The organism is Nonomuraea sp. CA-143628 (assembly GCF_050942315.1).
GTDB lineage: Bacteria > Actinomycetota > Actinomycetes > Streptosporangiales > Streptosporangiaceae > Nonomuraea.
This window is the reverse complement of sequence record NZ_CP192072.1, coordinates 6341822-6356794: the sequence shown is the minus strand read 5'-3', so window position 1 is coordinate 6356794 and position 14973 is coordinate 6341822. Positions and strand designations below refer to the sequence as shown.

The window sequence follows — 14973 nt, the reverse complement described above, 5'->3', positions numbered from 1 at the left end:
CCATGCGGGACGAGCTGGAGGAGATGGTAGGCCGCTGGCTGGCGGCCAATCGGCGGTGCGAGGAGCTGGGAGACTGGCGCCCGCTGGCCGAGCTCTACACCGAGGACGCCACCTACGGCTGGAACATCGGCCCCGGCCAGGACTTCATGGCGGTCGGCAGGGACGAGATCCGCGACCTCGCCCTGGGCTCGGAGATGGGCGGCCTGGACGGCTGGTCGTACCCGTACCAGAGCATCCTCATCGACGAGCGCAGGGGCGAGGTCGTCGGGTTCTGGAAGCAGGTGGCCGACGCCCGGCGTCCCGACGGCAGCCCGTACGAGGTCGCCGGGATCGGCGGAAGCTGGTTCAAGTACGGCGGCGGCTTCCAGTGGCGCTGGCAGCGTGACTGGTTCGACCTCGGCAACGTCACCTCGGTGTTCGTCGAGATGATGAAGGCCGGGGTGCTGTCGGACGGGATGCGCCGGCGCCTGGACCGGGCGGCCTCCGGCGCGCCGATCCCCGGCTACTACGCGCGGCCGGAGACGCCCGTGCCCCTGTGGTGACGGCCTCTATGGGGACGGCACGTGCGGGGTGCCGTCGCGCATCGGCGGGAAGCGGAAGCGGGCCGCGGTGGTGCCGCGCGTCATCGCGGTGATCGGGTCCTCGCCGACCGGCTCGGTCTCGTCGTCGATGACGACCTCCCAGCGGCAGTGCGGCACCCGGTCCGCCGGGACGCGCGGCGGCCGGTGCACCGGCCGGATGCGCGCCCTCGGGTTGACCGCCTGGGCGGTCCAGTCGAACGTGCCGTCCTCGATGTGGTGGCACATGCCGCGGATCGCCCGCTCGCCGAACGGCTCCACGTCGAGCAGCGCCCCGCACGTACGGAGCTGGAAGAAGCCGTGCGACTCGTCGATCAGCTCGTACTCGACGTCCATGTAGTGCTGCGCGAAGCCGGGGTCGAGCTGCAGGCACTTGAAGATGGCCGACACCCCGTCGCCGTCGATCCTCATGATCTCGCGGATCCGCTCGGTGTAGACCGGGCTGGCGCCGCGCCACTCCTGGATGGCGATCTCCTCGACGTCCCGCTGCCCGTACTTCAGCCCGACCGCGATGAGCGAGGCGCGGTCGAGCAGGTGGGTGATGAGGGCGTACTCCCTGACCAGGCGGACCAGTGCTTGCTTGGACAGGTCCTCGAACCGGAAGCCGGGATCGAACGCGCCGGAATAGTCATCCATTTGCACAGCCACATGTGAACTGTAGTCTGGACAAGTGTCCATAACAAGCAGACGCTTGCTCGACAGCTGGGCGGCGCGCGGCTCCCCGCTCCTGATCGACGGCGAGCTGGTCACGTGCGACGAACGCTTCGAGACGCTCGACCCCGCCACCGAGGAGGTCATCGGCACGGCCGCCGACGCCACGCTCGGCCACCTCGACGCGGCCATCGCCGCCGCCCGCCGCGCCTTCGACGGCTGGGCCACCGATCTCCCCTTGCGTGTCCGCTGCCTGCGCCAGCTCCGGAAGGCCCTCGTACGGCACGCCGACGAGCTACGCGAACTCACCGTACGAGAGGTCGGGGCGCCGCGGTTCCTGACGTACGGGGCGCAGCTCGACACGCCCGTGGCCGACCTCGGCTGGTTCGCCGACCTCGCCGAGACCTACGAATGGACCCGTGACCTGGGCCGGGCCGCGCCGATGGGGATGGTCAGCGAACGCCGCCTGCTGCGCGAGCCCGTGGGCGTGGTCGGCGCGATCACCCCGTGGAACTTCCCGCACCAGATCAACCTGGCCAAGCTCGGCCCGGCGCTGGCCGCCGGCAACACGGTGGTGCTCAAGCCCGCCCCGGACACCCCATGGTGCGCCGCGGCGCTCGGCCGGCTGCTCGCGGAGGAGACCGACACCCCGCCGGGCGTCGTGAACATCGTCACCGGCCGCGACCACGCCCTCGGCGCGCGGCTGGCCGATGATCCGCGCGTGGACCTGGTCTCCTTCACCGGCTCCACGGCGACGGGGCGCGAGGTCATGCGCGGCGCCGCCGAGAACCTCAAGAAGGTGTTCCTGGAGCTGGGCGGCAAGTCGGCCTTCATCGTGCTGGACGACGCCGACCTCAGGACCGCCTGCTCCTACGCCGCCTTCACCGGCGTCACCCACGCCGGGCAGGGCTGCGCGATCACCACCCGGCTGCTGGTCCCCCGCGCCCGCCACGACGAGGCCGTGGAGATCACCGCCCGCGTCATGGCCAAGCTCGGCGCCCGGGACCCCTCCGACGACCGCACCGTCTGCGGCCCGGTCATCTCCGCCCGTCAGCGCGACCGGATCGAGGGCTACCTGAAGCTCGCGGCCGAGGAGGGCGGCTCGTTCGCCACCGGGGGCCACCGTTCCGACCGGGACAAGGGCTTCTGGATCGAGCCCACGCTGATCACCGGCCTCACCAACCGGTCCAGGGCCGCCCGCGAGGAGATCTTCGGCCCGGTGCTGGTGATCCTGCCCCACGACGGCGACGACGACGCCGTACGGCTGGCAAACGACTCGCCGTACGGGCTGTCGGGCGCCGTGCACGGCGACGATGTGGAGCGGGCGCGGGCGGTCGCGCGGCGGCTGCGCACCGGCACGGTCAGCGTCAACGGCGGCGTCTGGTACGCCGCGGACGTGCCGTTCGGCGGCTACAAGCAGTCCGGCGTCGGCCGCGAGATGGGCGTCGCCGGCTTCGAGGAGTACCTGGAGACCAAGGTGATCGCGGAAGGAGGGTGATGGGAAGCTTTGCGGGCAAGGTCGCCATTGTCACGGGCGCGGCCCAGGGCATCGGGGAGGCGTACGCGCGGGCGCTGGCCGCCCAGGGCGCGAGCGTGGTGGTCGCGGACGTCAGCGAGCGGGGCGCGGCGGTGGCCGACGACATCAAGGGGCTGTTCGTCCCCACCGACGTGTCCGATCCGGCGTCCACCGAGTCGATGGCGGGCGCGGCCGTGGCGGCGTACGGCGGGATAGACTACCTGGTCAACAACGCCGCCATCTTCGGCGCCATGAGGCTGGACTTCCTGTTCACCGTGGACTGGGACTACTACAAGAAGTTCATGGCCGTGAACATGGACGGCGCGCTCCTGTGCGCCCGCGCCTGCTACACCGCCATGGCCGAGCGCGGCGGCGGCGCGATCGTCAACCAGTCCTCCACCGCCGCCTGGCAGTACTCCGGCTTCTACGGCCTGGCCAAAGCGGGCGTGAACGGCCTCACCCAGCAACTCGCGCACGAGTTGGGCTCACTCGGCATCCGGGTCAACGCCATAGCACCCGGCCCGATCGACACCGAGGCCCACCGGGCGGTCGTGCCCACCGGGATGTCGGCCAAGATCGTACGGGACAAGCTCGCCCTCAAGCGGATGGGCACCCCGGACGACCTCGTCGGGATGTGCCTGTTCCTGCTGTCGGACGAGGCGTCCTGGATCACGGGACAGATCTTCAACGTGGACGGTGGCGAGGTGTTCCGCGCATGACGTACGGCTTCGTCGGGCTCGGCCAGATGGGCGCTCCCATGGCCGGGCACCGCGCCGGACCGGGCCTGATCGTCTATGACACCCGTCCCGAGGCGATGGCACCCCTTGTCGCACAAGGCGCGCGGCCCGCCGCGGACCTCGCCGACGTGGCCCGCGCCGGGCTGATCTCGATCATGGTCCGCGACGACGCCCAGGTGAACGCGGTCTGCGCCGCGCTGTTCGCCGCGGCCGATCCCGGCACCATCATCGCCATCCACTCCACGATCTGTGCCGATACCGCCATCCGGCTGGCCGCCGAGGCGGGTCCGTACGGGGTCGAGGTCGTCGACGCCCCCGTCAGCGGCGGCTTCATGGGCGCGCAAGCGGGCACCCTCGCGGTCATGGTCGGCGCGACCGAGACCGCGTTCGAGCAGGTGAAGGAGGTCTTCGGAGCCTGGGCCGACCTCGTCCTGCACATGGGGCCGGTCGGCGCGGGCACCCGCGCCAAGCTCGCCCGCAACCTGCTCCACTTCGTCTCCTTCGCAGCCGCCGCCGAGGCGCAGCGCCTGGCCGAGGCGGCCGGGGTCCCGCTGGGCAGGCTCGCCCGGATCGTCCGCCACTCCGACGCCACCACCGGCGGCCCCGGCGCCATCATGATCCGCCGCACCACGACGCCCCTGGCTCCCGGCGACCCCCTGTACGAGATCATGAGCCACGTGCGAGCACTCGGCGAGAAGGACCTGTCCCTCGCCCTCGAACTCGCCGCCGAGCTCGGCGTCGACACCCCCCTCGCCAGGCTCTCGGCCGAGCGCCTGGCCACCGGCCTCGGGCTTCCCCAGGAGGACCCGTCATGACCGACGACAAGCGGCAGCGGGGCCTGGAGATGATGCGCCAGGTCTACGGCTGGGAGATCGACGACGCCCCGGGCGACTTCTTCGGCATCACCGTGGACCATCTGTTCGCCGACATCTGGGCCCGCCCGGGTCTGTCCATGCGCGACCGCCGCCTGCTCCTGCTCGGCGCCCTGGCCGGCCGGGGCCTGAACGACGTCCTGGACATCCAGATTCCGGCGGCTCTAGGCAACTCCGAACTGACCGCGGCCGAGCTCCGCGAGATCGCCATCTTCCTGACCCACTACATCGGCTGGCCCCTGGGCGCCAAACTCAGCGTCCAGATCGACACCCTCATCGCCGAACACGAGAAGCGGCCGAAGTCCGGTTGAGCCGGGCCTGACACGTCGCGCTCGATCACACCCGCATGTCGCCAGGCGGGGCGGTCGAGCCGCGGATGACCAGGCTGGGGGTGACGGAGAAGCGGACCGCCGAGGTGCGGCCCTGGATGCGTTCGAGCAGGAGCCGGCCGGCCGTGCCGCCCATGACGACTCCGTCCTGGTTGACGCTGGTCAGCGCGATGTTGGGCAGGGCGGCCGGCTGGGTGTTGTCGTAACCCGCGACCGAGAGGTCCCCCGGGACGGACAGTCCGGCCTCGTGGATCGCGGCGAGCGCGCCGAAGGCCGCCTGGTCGGCGCCCGCGAAGATCGCCGTCGGGCGCGGGGAACGGCTCAGCAGCTGGCGGGCGCCGTCGTAGCCGCCCTGTTCGTGGTAGTAGGTCTTCGCTATGGCGATCTCGTCGTCGAGCCCGTGCTCGCGCATGACGCGTTCGTAGGCCTCGGCCCGGATGACGTGCAGCAGGTCAGAGGGCCGCGCGTTGCTGTTGTCCTGGTGGGTGATGTGCGCGATGCGGCGGTGCCCGAGCTCGATCAGGTGGCGTACGACGAGCTCCGCGCCGACGTCGTCCTCGTCGAACACCGAGTCGTAGAGCGCCGACCTCTCGTGACGGGCGAGCTCGCTTGAGCGACTGGTCAACGAAGAAGAGAGGTAGCGCGCATGAAGATCGGCCATCGCGCGCCCCGTCCCATCACCCTCGCCGCGGCGCTCGCCTCGATCGTCCTCGTCGCAGGTTGCGGTCGCTCGGCTGACGTGGGCGACCAGCAGGCCACGACGACGGCCATCGACAACTCCCCCGCCACGGGGAAGATCCAGGTGTGGGCCTTCGCCAACGAAGGGAAGGCGCTCGAGGCCATCGCCACCGACTTCGAGGCCGCGAACCCCGGCACGGATGTCGTCATCACGCCGGTGCCGAACGAGGAACTGCCCCGCAAGGTGGACACCGCGGTCGCCACCGGGAACGTTCCCGACATCCTGCAGCCCAGTACGGCGTTGCCCTCGCTGGTGGCGACCGGCGGGCTCGCGTCCGTTCCGGCGGACGTCATGGACGACGCCCAGTTCTTCCCGGGCGCCGTCGAGGCGGGCACGGTCAACGGCACGCGTTACGCCGTGCCGTGGTACGTCACGGTGCAGGCGCTGTTCTACCGCACCGACCTCGCCAAGGCCGCCGGGGTCAAGCCGCCGGCCGGCTGGGGCGATGTGCGCGGCTTCGCCGACGCGCTCAAGGCCCGGGGCGTCGATGTCGGCTACGCGGCGCCGTTCACGCCGGAGAACTCCTGGCAGCTGCTGCTGCCGCTGATCTACCAGGAGGGCGGTACGGTCCTGAACGGTAAGACGTTCACCTTCGACACCCCCCAGGTGATCGCGGCGTTCACGACGTACCAGAAGCTCTTCACCTCGGGTGCGGCGACCACCGCCTATGCCCCGACCCAGCCCGGCGAGGCCGAGACGGACGTCGTCAAGGGTGACGTGGGCGCGACCACGTCCGGTTCGTTCTTCTACGGCTACCTACGCCAGACCGCGCAGGCCAACAAGACGAACCCGGACCTCATCGGCATAGCCCCGCTGCCCGCGGGCTCGGACAACAACGACTCCTACCTCGGCGGGTCGGGGCTGTCGGTGTTCAAGGAGGCCCCGAACCCGGCCGGCGCCTGGAAGTTCGTCCGCTACCTCACGCAGCCGAAGGTCCAGGCCAAGTTCTACTCGACCGCGGGCGTCCTGCCAGCCGCCACCGCCGCCTGGCAGAACGAGCCGTTGTCCACCAACCCGGCGCTGGCCACCTTCCGCGAAGCGCTCCAGTCGGCGCGCGCGACCCCCTCGATCGTCACCTGGATCGAGGTACGCAAGGCCATGTCCGAGTATGGTGAGCAGCTCGCCCGGGGGAAGATCACGCCGGAGAAGGCCGCCGCGCAGCTGCAGCAGCGGGCCGCCACGATCGGGATCGGCTGACGACATGGCCTCGTCCTCGCGTGCCCGGCCCCGGTCGGGCTGGTTCGACGCCAAGCGCCGGCCCCAGGCCGTGGCCGGCCTGGTCATGGTCGCCCCCTTCCTGATCGTCTTCCTCGTCTTCCAACTCGGGCCGATCCTGTCGTCGATGGCGATGAGCTTCACCGACATGACCAGCCGGGACCTGCGCTCCCCCTTCGCCGTGGACTTCGTCGGGTTCGACAACGTCGAGACCCTGTTCGCCGACCCGAAGTTCGTCAAGTCGCTGGTGAACACCGGGGTGTTCGTCCTCGTGGCGACTCCCCTCACGATCGTCTGCGCCCTCGTGCTCGCCGTCGCGCTGAACAACGGCATCAAGCGGCTCAAGGGCCTGTTCCGCACGGCGCTGTACGTCCCGGTCGTCACCTCGACGGTCGCGGTGGCCGTCGTGTGGAAATACCTCTTCGCCGACGAGGGCGCCGTGAACTCCGTCCTGTCGATCGCCGGCGTCGACGGCCCCAACTACTTGCAGGACTCCTTCTGGGCCATGCCCGTCGTCATCCTGCTCGCCGTATGGCGGATGACCGGCCTGATCATGGTGCTCTTTCTGGCCGGACTGCAGGGGATCCCGGCCCCGCTCTACGAGGCGGCGACCGTCGACGGCGCGGGAACCTGGCGGAAGTTCGTCTCGATCACCGTGCCGATGCTCATGCCGATTCTGCTGCTGGCCGGCGTGATTCTCAGCGTCGCCTTCGTGCAGGTCTTCGAGGAACCGTTCGTGCTCACCCAGGGCGGGCCGCTCGACGCCACATCGACGGCTTCGCTGTACGTCTACGACCTGTTCGGATTCGGCAAGTACGGGGTCGCGTCGGCGGCGAGTTACGTCCTGTTCGCGGCCATCGCGGTCCTCGCGCTGATCCAGTTCCGCGTTTTCCGGAGGCGCACATGACCACCGTCGAATCCAGCGCGGCGCGTCCCGGCCGGATCGCTCGGGCCGCCACGATCTACGGGTTTCTCACCCTGGCGGCGCTGGTCACGCTTTTCCCGCTGATCTGGACCGCCCTCGGGTCGTTCAAACCGGGCGTCGAGGTGTTGCTGCCGACGCTCTTCCCGAGAAACCCGACGCTGAGCAATTACACGAGCCTGCTCGGCGGGGAGGATTTCTACCGGTACTTCGTCAACAGCGTCGCCATCGCCGTTTTCAGCGTCGCGGGCAATGTGCTGCTCTGCTCGATGGTCGGCTATGCGCTGGCCAAACTGGCCTTTCCCGGCAAGCGTCTCGTGCTCGGGGCGGTGCTCATCACGATCATGGTGCCGGGCGTGGTGATGTTCGTGCCGTTGTTCATCACGGTCAACGGCCTCGGGCTCACCAACAGTTACGGCGGAATGATCGTGCCGTTCCTGGTCGGGGCGGGCGGGGTCTTCCTGTTCCGGCAGTTTCTCCTCGACATCCCCGACGAGCTGCTGGAAGCCGCGCGCATCGACGGCGCCGGGGAGTTCCGGATCTTCTTCCGGGTCGTGCTGCCGCTCTGCGGGCCGGCCCTGGCCACGATCGGGCTCCTGACCTTCATGTCCACCTGGAACAACCTGCTCTGGCCGCTCGTCGTCGCGCAGTCCAAGGAGCTCTACACGCTCCCGGTCGCGCTCGCGTTCCTTTCCCAGGGCGACGGCACGATCAACTACGGGGTGATGTTCGCCGGGTCCGTGCTGACCATCGCGCCGATCGTGCTGGTCTTTCTGTTCCTTCAGCGGTATTTCATCTCAGGCATCGCGACGACGGGAATCAAATGACCGAGTGGTGGCGGGAACCGTTCCAACTGTTCCAGTCGAACATCCGTATCCCCGACGGCGACGTGGACACCGACGCCGCGACCCGGCTCATCCAACAGCTCGGCTTCGATGTATGGCTGCTCAACGCGGGCGGCATCTCCTACTTCTATCCGGTCACCGGCGACGCTCAAGAGATGAGCCCCGCGCTGACGCGGCGCGCCTCGGGCGACCTGATCGCGGACGCCCTCGCCGACTGCCGCCGGCGGGGAATGCGGCTGGTGACCCGGTTCGATTTCTCCCGGCTGCCGAGCCGGTTCGTACAGGCGCGACCCGAATGGGCGTACCTCACAGCTGACGGCGGGATGTGCGAGGCGGACGGACTGACCAACATCTGCCCGCGCAGCGACTATTACGAGAAGCGGGTGCCCGAGATCCTCACCGACTTCGTCGACCGATATGACGTGGACGGGGTGTTCTTCAACTGGATGCAGTTCCCCGTCGCGTCGTACACCATGGATTTCTACGGCACGTGCCACTGCGGCCGTTGCCTGACCGCTTTCCGCGAGGCGTACCCCGATCTCGAATACCCGACGGGCTTCGAGCACGACAACCATGCCACCCTCACCGTACTGAACGGACGGCATCTTCAGGCGCTGGCCGACCGGTACGCCCGGCTCGTCAAGAGCCGCCGGCCCGGGATCGCGCTCTTTCTCGCCGACGCCCGCGCCGACATGGTGTTCCTGGAGACCAACAGCCCGATCGCGGCCGGCCAGAACTGGTGGGAGCACACGCCCGGCGAGCTCGCGAGCGCGCACAAGACGGCCCATCCGCACACCCCGGCGCTCGTCCACTCCGCCCAGAACGTCGGCCTGCCTTACCGCCTGGTCGGCGAGCAGCCCGCACAGTACGCGCGTTACTTCGCGCAGGCGCTCGCCCGAGGCGCGCGCCCCTCGGCCGTCGTCATCGGCAAGCCCACGACCGAGCATTTCTCCGCCTTCGCCCGATCGACACCCGTGCTCGAGATCTACCGCGACAACCACGACCTGTACGCGGACCTGCGGCCGTGCGCCCCGGTCGCCATCGTGCGCCCGCCGGGCGGCACCGCCATGGCGGCCATGCAGTACCGCTCGGACTTCACCGAGTACCGGGGACTGTTCGAGTCCCTCCAACAGCGGCACGTCCCGTTCGACGTCCTCGGCGCGGAGTACGCCCGCGAACTCGTCGAACGGCAGGCGCTCGCCCCGTACGCGGTGGTCGCGGTGCCCGCCGACGCGATCACCACGCCTGAACTGGCCGCGGCGCTCCTGGAGTTCGCCGACGCCGGCGGCGAGCTCATCCTCACGGGCAACCCTTCCGCGCTGCTCGACGAACTCGCCGTGACGCTTGTGCTCGACGGCACCCGTCAGCTCGGCGGCCGCTTCGGCGCCCGTCCGGACGGACACTTCGGGGACCGGCTGCCGCTCCTCGGTACCTTCTGGGGCGTCGAAGGCGGCGAACACGACGGATGGCTGCTGTCCGAGCAGGCCCCCTTCGGTCCGCCCGAGCTGACGTACGGCAACGAGAACTTCACGCCCTACCCGCTCCGGGTGAGCGTGCCCCGAGGTCGCGGTCGCGTCACCGTGCTGCCGTGGACCGCCGGCACCACCCAGCGAGTCAGCGGGCTGAGCAGTGTCGCGGACTTCATCGCCGGCACCGTGGCCGACCGGATCGGCGATGCGCGGATCTTGTCCGCCGAGTTCGCGACCAGCGTCGAGATCGTGGTCGGGCGGTCCGGCGACGCCCTCGTCATCCATCTCATCAACCATTCGGGCGGCCGGCCGGAGCGGCTCATCGACCCTGTACCGATCCGCGGCCGCCTGCGCATCCCCCGCAGAGTGGCCGGCGATCGGCCCGTGGTCACGTCGCTGTCCGGATCTTCGTGCGAGGTCGGCACCGAGGCGGACGCGCTCGTGATCGACATCGAGGTGGGCGCCGTCGAGGTGATCCGAGTTGGCTGAGCGCGGCGTGCGTCTCGAACCCCGCACCGGCCGGGAATCGGCCGGCCCCCTCGTCCTCGTCAACTCACTCGGCACCACGTCGGCCATGTGGGACGCCCTCGTGCCGGCGTTGCGTACCCGCTTCGACGTCGTCCGCTACGAACAGCGCGGCTACGGTGCCGGGGACGCCGCCGACGGGCCCTTCCGGCTGGACGACCTCGTCGATGATCTCGTTCACGTGCTCGACGGGCTCGGGCTCGACCAGGCGCACCTGGCCGGCGTCTCCCTCGGCGGGATGGTCGCCGCACGGGCGGCCGCCCGGCACCCCGGCCGCGTACGCAGCTTGACGATCATCTGCTCCGCGCCGGTGCTCCCGCGCGGCTCCTGGATCGAACGCGCGGCGGCCGTGCGCGGCGCCGGGCTCGCCGTGATCCGCGACACCGTCGTCAAGCGCTGGTTCACCCCGGAGTTCGCGTCCGAGAACCCGGACATCGTCCGGCGCTACGGCGCCATGCTCCTCGCCAACGACGCCGAACAGTACGCGCGCGCGTGCGAGATGCTCGCGGCGGCGGACGTACGCGACGATCTCGCCGACGTGACCGCGCCGGCCCTGGTCATCGGCGGCTCGGCCGACGTCGCCACCCCTCCCGCCAGCCAGGAGCTCTATGCGGCCGGCATTCGGGGGGCACGGCTGCTGATCCTCGACGACGTCGCGCACATGGCGACGGCCGCCGTGCCCGCGACGATCGCGCGCGAGATCATCGGGCATGCCGCCCCCGTCTCGGCCTCAGGCGGTCAGCAGGGGTAGCGGCTCGAAGGTGTGGTCCTGCCACAGGCGGCGCGAGGTCTCCTCGGGGTAGGCGGTGACGGACGGTGTCGTGTCGAAGACCTGGGTCAGGCGCTTCCGGGGGTCGTACGCGGGCCAGCCCGGGTCGCCCGTGGCGGCGAAGGCCGTCCAGGCCGTGCGCATCTGGGCCGTGAGCGCGCGGGCCTCAGTGATGTGCTCCGGGCCGATGGCCACCGGGCCGAGGTGGGCGTCGTAGGTGCCGAACAGCAGCGGGCCGTCCAGGCCATGGCAGGCCCGCAGCAGTCCCCCCGTGCCCGGGGACTGCCAGGTCAGGTCGTACAGGTACGCCTGCCCGCCCCCGGCGACCTGGGCCTCGGCCAGGTGCAGCGTCGGCATGCGGAACAGCCAGTCGCTCTGCACGAGCTCGAACAGGTCCTCGGCGGACGCGTCCGGGAACGCCGCGCGGTAGGCACGTTCGCCGTCCTCGCCCGGACCGTAGCGCCGCAGCGTCCGCGCCGCCTGCTCCTCGGTGACCTTGCCGAACAGGTTGCCGAGGAGCAGGAACGTCCGCCACTCGTCGCGGTTGTGGCCGATGATCAGCTCCACGTCCCGTCCCGCGCCGCGGGCCAGTCCCTCCCAGGGCGTGACCGGCAGCACGTCGCCGTCGACGACGGGAGAGTAGAGGGACAGGGTGTGCGCGAAAGAGCCCCAACGGTCCTCGTTCTGCCGCATCTTGGCCGTCAGCGCCTGGCCGACCGCCGGGAGTTCTCGCGGATCCACGCCGGACAGCTCTTCGACGGTCGGGCGCAGGCCGGCCTCGGCGGCGATGGCCTCCCCGACGTCCCGGGCCAGCGCGCCGGACAGGAACGTGCCCGGCAGGCTCTGCCCGACGGCCCGCCGGAACAGGCCCGCCGCGCTCGGCATGACCATCAGTGAGGCGATGGACCCGGCGCCGGCCGAGTCACCGAGGATGGTCACCTGGCCGGGGTCTCCCCCGAAGGCGGTGATGTTGTCCCGCACCCATTCCAGGGCGGCGACCTGGTCGAGCAGGCCCCGGTTGGCGGGCGCGCCGTCGATGCCGGCGAAGCCTTCGATGCCCAGGCGGTAATTCAGCGAGACGAACACCACGTCGCCGTCGCGGACGATGTGCCGGGCGTCGTAGCCGGGGCTGCCGGAGAAGCCGAGCTTGTAGGCGCCACCGTGGATCCACACCATCACCGGACGGCGGGCGGCCGGGTCCGGGGCGGGCGTCCAGACGTTGACCGTCAGCCAGTCGTCACCCGGGCCCTTGAACGTGAAGAAGTCCCCGCCGCCGCGACCACCCATGTCCGTGTCCTGCGGAACCGGCGGGCCGAACTCATAGGCCTCTCGTACGCCGTCCCAGCGGCGCGCCGGGCGCGGCGCCTGGAAGCGGGCCGCGCCGATCGGGGGTTCGGCGTACGGAATGCCGCGGAAGACGGCCAGGCCGTCCTCGGTACGGCCGCGCACGACGCCGGCGGTGGTGCGGACCTCGGGCTCGACTTCGGACATCGCTGGACTCCCTTAAAACGACTGATTTAACAGTTGTCCATTTTCTAACACATGTCTAGGGTTGGCGGCGTGCAAGTCAGACAAGACCGCCGGGTGCTCCGCTCTCGCGCCACGCTGATGGCCGCCGCGGTACGCCTGGTGTCCGAGCGCGGCACCACGGCCCTTCCCGTCGGGGAGCTCTCCGATGCCGCGAACGTCAGCCGGCAGCTGGTCTATCTGCAGTTCGGCGACCGTGACGCGCTCCTCGTGGCGGCCGCGGCCGCCCTGGTCGAACGGGAGCTCATTCCGGAGGTGGGCGACGACCGCGCGCCACGTCGCGCGCGCGTGCTGGCGATGGCCCGGCACTTCGCCCGGCACCGGCCCTTCTATCGCGCGATGCTCACCGGATCCTGCGCCTTTCCCATGACCAGGGCCCTGAACAGGCTGTTCGGCTCGCTCATCACCACGCGGGGCCTGCGGGAGGTGTTCGGTGACCTCGACGACGACACGGCGCGGGACCTGGCGACGATGATCACCGGCGGCACCGGCGCGATCGTCAACGACTGGGTGGTCGACGCCGACGACCCCCTCGACCCCGAAGAACTCACGGACCGCCTGCTACGCCTCTCGACGGCGTATGCTCGCGGGCTGCCTGCCCGCGCCCCTTCCTCCGGAGGCCGCCCCCGATGAACCTGAACAGCCACCTCGTCCAGCGCATGCTGCGTCTGCCCCCGCCCCTCACCAGGGATCTGACCGTCGAGCGCGACCTGCGCGTCCCGATGCGCGACGGAGCCGTCCTGCTGGCCGACCGCTGGACCCCGGCGACCGGCGGCGATGGCCTGCCGACCGCGCTCATCCGCGTCCCTTACGGCAGATCCGGTGCGACCGCCGCGCCGATGGCACGGCCGCTGGCCGAGCGCGGCTTCCAGGTCCTCATCCAGAGCACCCGCGGCACCTTCGGCTCCGACGGCACCTTCGACCCGCTGCGCCGTGAACGCGAGGACGGCCTCGACACCCTGGACTGGGTGATCGAGCAGCCCTGGTTCGGCGAGTCGATGGTCCTGGTCGGCGCCAGCTACAGCGGCTTCACCCAGTGGGCGGTCGCCGACGCGGCGCCGCCCCAGGTCAAGGCCATGATCCCGGGAGTCTCCGAATCGGCTCTCACCCTGGACTTCCTCCGCGGGGACGCCTTCTCCCTGGAGACCCCGTTCGTCTGGGGCGTACAGGTGGCCGGCCAGGAAGGCAGGTTCGGCATGCTGCGCCAGATGCTGGGCGGCAAGAAGATCCAGCGCGCCCTGCGCACGCTCCCCTTGAACCAGGCCGACGCCGCCGCGATCGGCCGTCACTACGACTACATCCAGAACATCCTCGTCCACGACGCCGACGCGCCGTTCTGGCGGGACCTCGACCACCGCCACCGGGTCGCGGACATCACCGTGCCGGTGAGTACGGTCGGCGGCTGGTACGACATCTTCCTGCCCGGCCAGCTCCGCGACTACCGCGCTCTGCGGAACGCTCGTCTCACCGTCGGCCCCTGGGCCCATATCTCCATGGGCGTGGGCCACACCTACACCGCCGAGGCCCTCGACTTCGGCCTGGCCCTGGCCAAGGGCGAGCAGCCGGCCGAACGCGCCCCGGTACGCCTGTTCGTCATGGGCGAGGACAAGTGGCGCGACTTCCCGTCCTGGCCGCCGCCGGGGTACGACCCCCAGCGCTTCCACCTTCAGCCGGACGGCGCCCTCGACACCGAGCCACCCGCCGACTCCTCCCCCGACGGGTACCGCTACGACCCGGCCGACCCCACCCCCGCCGTCGGCGGCGTCCGCATGGCCTTCGGCGAGAAGGCCGGGCGCGTGGACAACACCGCCCTCGAGGCCCGCCCCGACGTCCTCACCTACACCACTGCCGCGCTGGACGACGACGTCGAGGTCATCGGCGACGTCAGCGCCGAGATCTTCTTCCGCTCCAGCCTCCCCTTCGCCGACGTCTTCGTCCGGCTGTGCGACGTCGACGCCGACGGCCGCTCGACCAACGTCTGCGACGGCCTGATCAGCCTCACCGGCGCCGACGAGACCCGCACGGCGGAGGTGCGGATGTGGCCGACGGCGTACCGCTTCGAGCGCGGGCACCGCATCCGCGTCCAGATCTCCAGCGGCGCCTTCCCCCGCTACAACCGCAACCCCGGCACCGGCGAACCCCGCGCCACCGCCACCACCCTCCGCACCGCCGACCAGCAGGTCTTCCACGACCCGCGGCACCCGTCGGCGGTGCTCCTCCCCATCCGCCGGATGACGTCGGAAGAGTCCGGGAAATGACCGGAAGAGGGTGGGCGCTCG

Annotated in this window: 15 protein-coding genes; 12 read left to right on the top strand and 3 right to left on the bottom strand. The window is 70.6% G+C overall.

Annotation, left to right across the window (positions count from 1 at the left end; genetic code table 11):
• The first annotated feature begins 2 nt into the window (after positions 1 to 2).
• The gene (locus ACQP2T_RS29075; RefSeq protein ID WP_433519220.1) at positions 3 to 542 is read left to right on the top strand and encodes a hypothetical protein; all 540 of its coding nucleotides are present in this window, start codon (positions 3 to 5) and stop codon (positions 540 to 542) included.
• Between the two features lie 6 nt (positions 543 to 548).
• Here ACQP2T_RS29075 and ACQP2T_RS29070 read toward each other — a convergent pair whose 3' ends face one another.
• Positions 549 to 1226, bottom strand: a complete 678-nt coding sequence (locus tag ACQP2T_RS29070; RefSeq protein ID WP_433519219.1) for a hypothetical protein — start codon at positions 1224 to 1226, stop codon at positions 549 to 551.
• A 43-nt stretch (positions 1227 to 1269) separates the two neighbouring features.
• Between ACQP2T_RS29070 and ACQP2T_RS29065 the strand changes: the two genes are divergently transcribed.
• The 4 genes from ACQP2T_RS29065 to ACQP2T_RS29050 are packed head-to-tail and all read left to right on the top strand — an operon-like array spanning position 1270 to position 4665.
• Positions 1270 to 2727: an aldehyde dehydrogenase gene (locus ACQP2T_RS29065; protein ID WP_433519218.1), complete on the top strand. Its 1458-nt coding sequence runs from the start codon at positions 1270 to 1272 to the stop codon at positions 2725 to 2727.
• Positions 2727 to 3464, top strand: coding sequence for an SDR family oxidoreductase (locus ACQP2T_RS29060; RefSeq protein WP_433519217.1), 738 nt, complete (start codon positions 2727 to 2729; stop codon positions 3462 to 3464). The genes ACQP2T_RS29065 and ACQP2T_RS29060 overlap by 1 nt, the downstream gene beginning before the upstream one ends.
• A complete protein-coding gene (locus ACQP2T_RS29055; RefSeq protein ID WP_433519216.1) occupies positions 3461 to 4297 on the top strand; it encodes an NAD(P)-dependent oxidoreductase in 837 nt (278 codons plus the stop codon). Before ACQP2T_RS29060 ends, ACQP2T_RS29055 begins: the two co-directional genes overlap by 4 nt.
• Positions 4294 to 4665 carry a carboxymuconolactone decarboxylase family protein gene (locus tag ACQP2T_RS29050; protein WP_433519215.1) on the top strand — a complete coding sequence of 124 codons (372 nt, stop codon included), beginning with the start codon at positions 4294 to 4296 and terminating at the stop codon, positions 4663 to 4665. Before ACQP2T_RS29055 ends, ACQP2T_RS29050 begins: the two co-directional genes overlap by 4 nt.
• Before the next feature lie 25 nt (positions 4666 to 4690).
• On the opposite strand, the gene ACQP2T_RS29045 is transcribed toward ACQP2T_RS29050, so the two are convergent.
• Positions 4691 to 5308 carry a LacI family DNA-binding transcriptional regulator gene (locus ACQP2T_RS29045; protein WP_433519214.1) on the bottom strand — a complete coding sequence of 206 codons (618 nt, stop codon included), beginning with the start codon at positions 5306 to 5308 and terminating at the stop codon, positions 4691 to 4693.
• Between the two features lie 21 nt (positions 5309 to 5329).
• On the opposite strand from ACQP2T_RS29045, the gene ACQP2T_RS29040 reads away from it, so the two are divergent.
• From ACQP2T_RS29040 to ACQP2T_RS29020, 5 genes are read left to right on the top strand one after another with little or no spacing between them, the layout of a single operon-like run.
• On the top strand, positions 5330 to 6619 hold the full coding sequence (locus tag ACQP2T_RS29040) for an extracellular solute-binding protein (protein WP_433519213.1): 1290 nt from the start codon (positions 5330 to 5332) through the stop codon (positions 6617 to 6619).
• A gap of 4 nt (positions 6620 to 6623) precedes the next feature.
• Positions 6624 to 7544 (top strand): carbohydrate ABC transporter permease, encoded by a 921-nt coding sequence (locus ACQP2T_RS29035; RefSeq protein WP_433519212.1) that lies wholly within the window; start codon positions 6624 to 6626, stop codon positions 7542 to 7544.
• On the top strand, positions 7541 to 8386 hold the full coding sequence (locus ACQP2T_RS29030) for a carbohydrate ABC transporter permease (protein ID WP_433519211.1): 846 nt from the start codon (positions 7541 to 7543) through the stop codon (positions 8384 to 8386). The genes ACQP2T_RS29035 and ACQP2T_RS29030 overlap by 4 nt, the downstream gene beginning before the upstream one ends.
• Positions 8383 to 10362: a hypothetical protein gene (locus tag ACQP2T_RS29025; protein WP_433519210.1), complete on the top strand. Its 1980-nt coding sequence runs from the start codon at positions 8383 to 8385 to the stop codon at positions 10360 to 10362. Before ACQP2T_RS29030 ends, ACQP2T_RS29025 begins: the two co-directional genes overlap by 4 nt.
• Entirely contained in the window at positions 10355 to 11149 is a 795-nt protein-coding gene (locus tag ACQP2T_RS29020; protein WP_433519209.1) for an alpha/beta fold hydrolase, read from the top strand. Before ACQP2T_RS29025 ends, ACQP2T_RS29020 begins: the two co-directional genes overlap by 8 nt.
• Here ACQP2T_RS29020 and ACQP2T_RS29015 read toward each other — a convergent pair.
• The gene (locus tag ACQP2T_RS29015; RefSeq protein WP_433519208.1) at positions 11129 to 12658 is read right to left on the bottom strand and encodes a carboxylesterase/lipase family protein; all 1530 of its coding nucleotides are present in this window, start codon (positions 12656 to 12658) and stop codon (positions 11129 to 11131) included. The genes ACQP2T_RS29020 and ACQP2T_RS29015 overlap by 21 nt on opposite strands.
• Before the next feature lie 69 nt (positions 12659 to 12727).
• On the opposite strand from ACQP2T_RS29015, the gene ACQP2T_RS29010 reads away from it, so the two are divergent.
• Positions 12728 to 13327, top strand: coding sequence for a TetR/AcrR family transcriptional regulator (locus tag ACQP2T_RS29010; protein ID WP_433519207.1), 600 nt, complete (start codon positions 12728 to 12730; stop codon positions 13325 to 13327).
• Positions 13324 to 14952 (top strand): CocE/NonD family hydrolase, encoded by a 1629-nt coding sequence (locus ACQP2T_RS29005; protein WP_433519206.1) that lies wholly within the window; start codon positions 13324 to 13326, stop codon positions 14950 to 14952. Before ACQP2T_RS29010 ends, ACQP2T_RS29005 begins: the two co-directional genes overlap by 4 nt.
• Positions 14953 to 14973 lie beyond the last annotated feature (21 nt).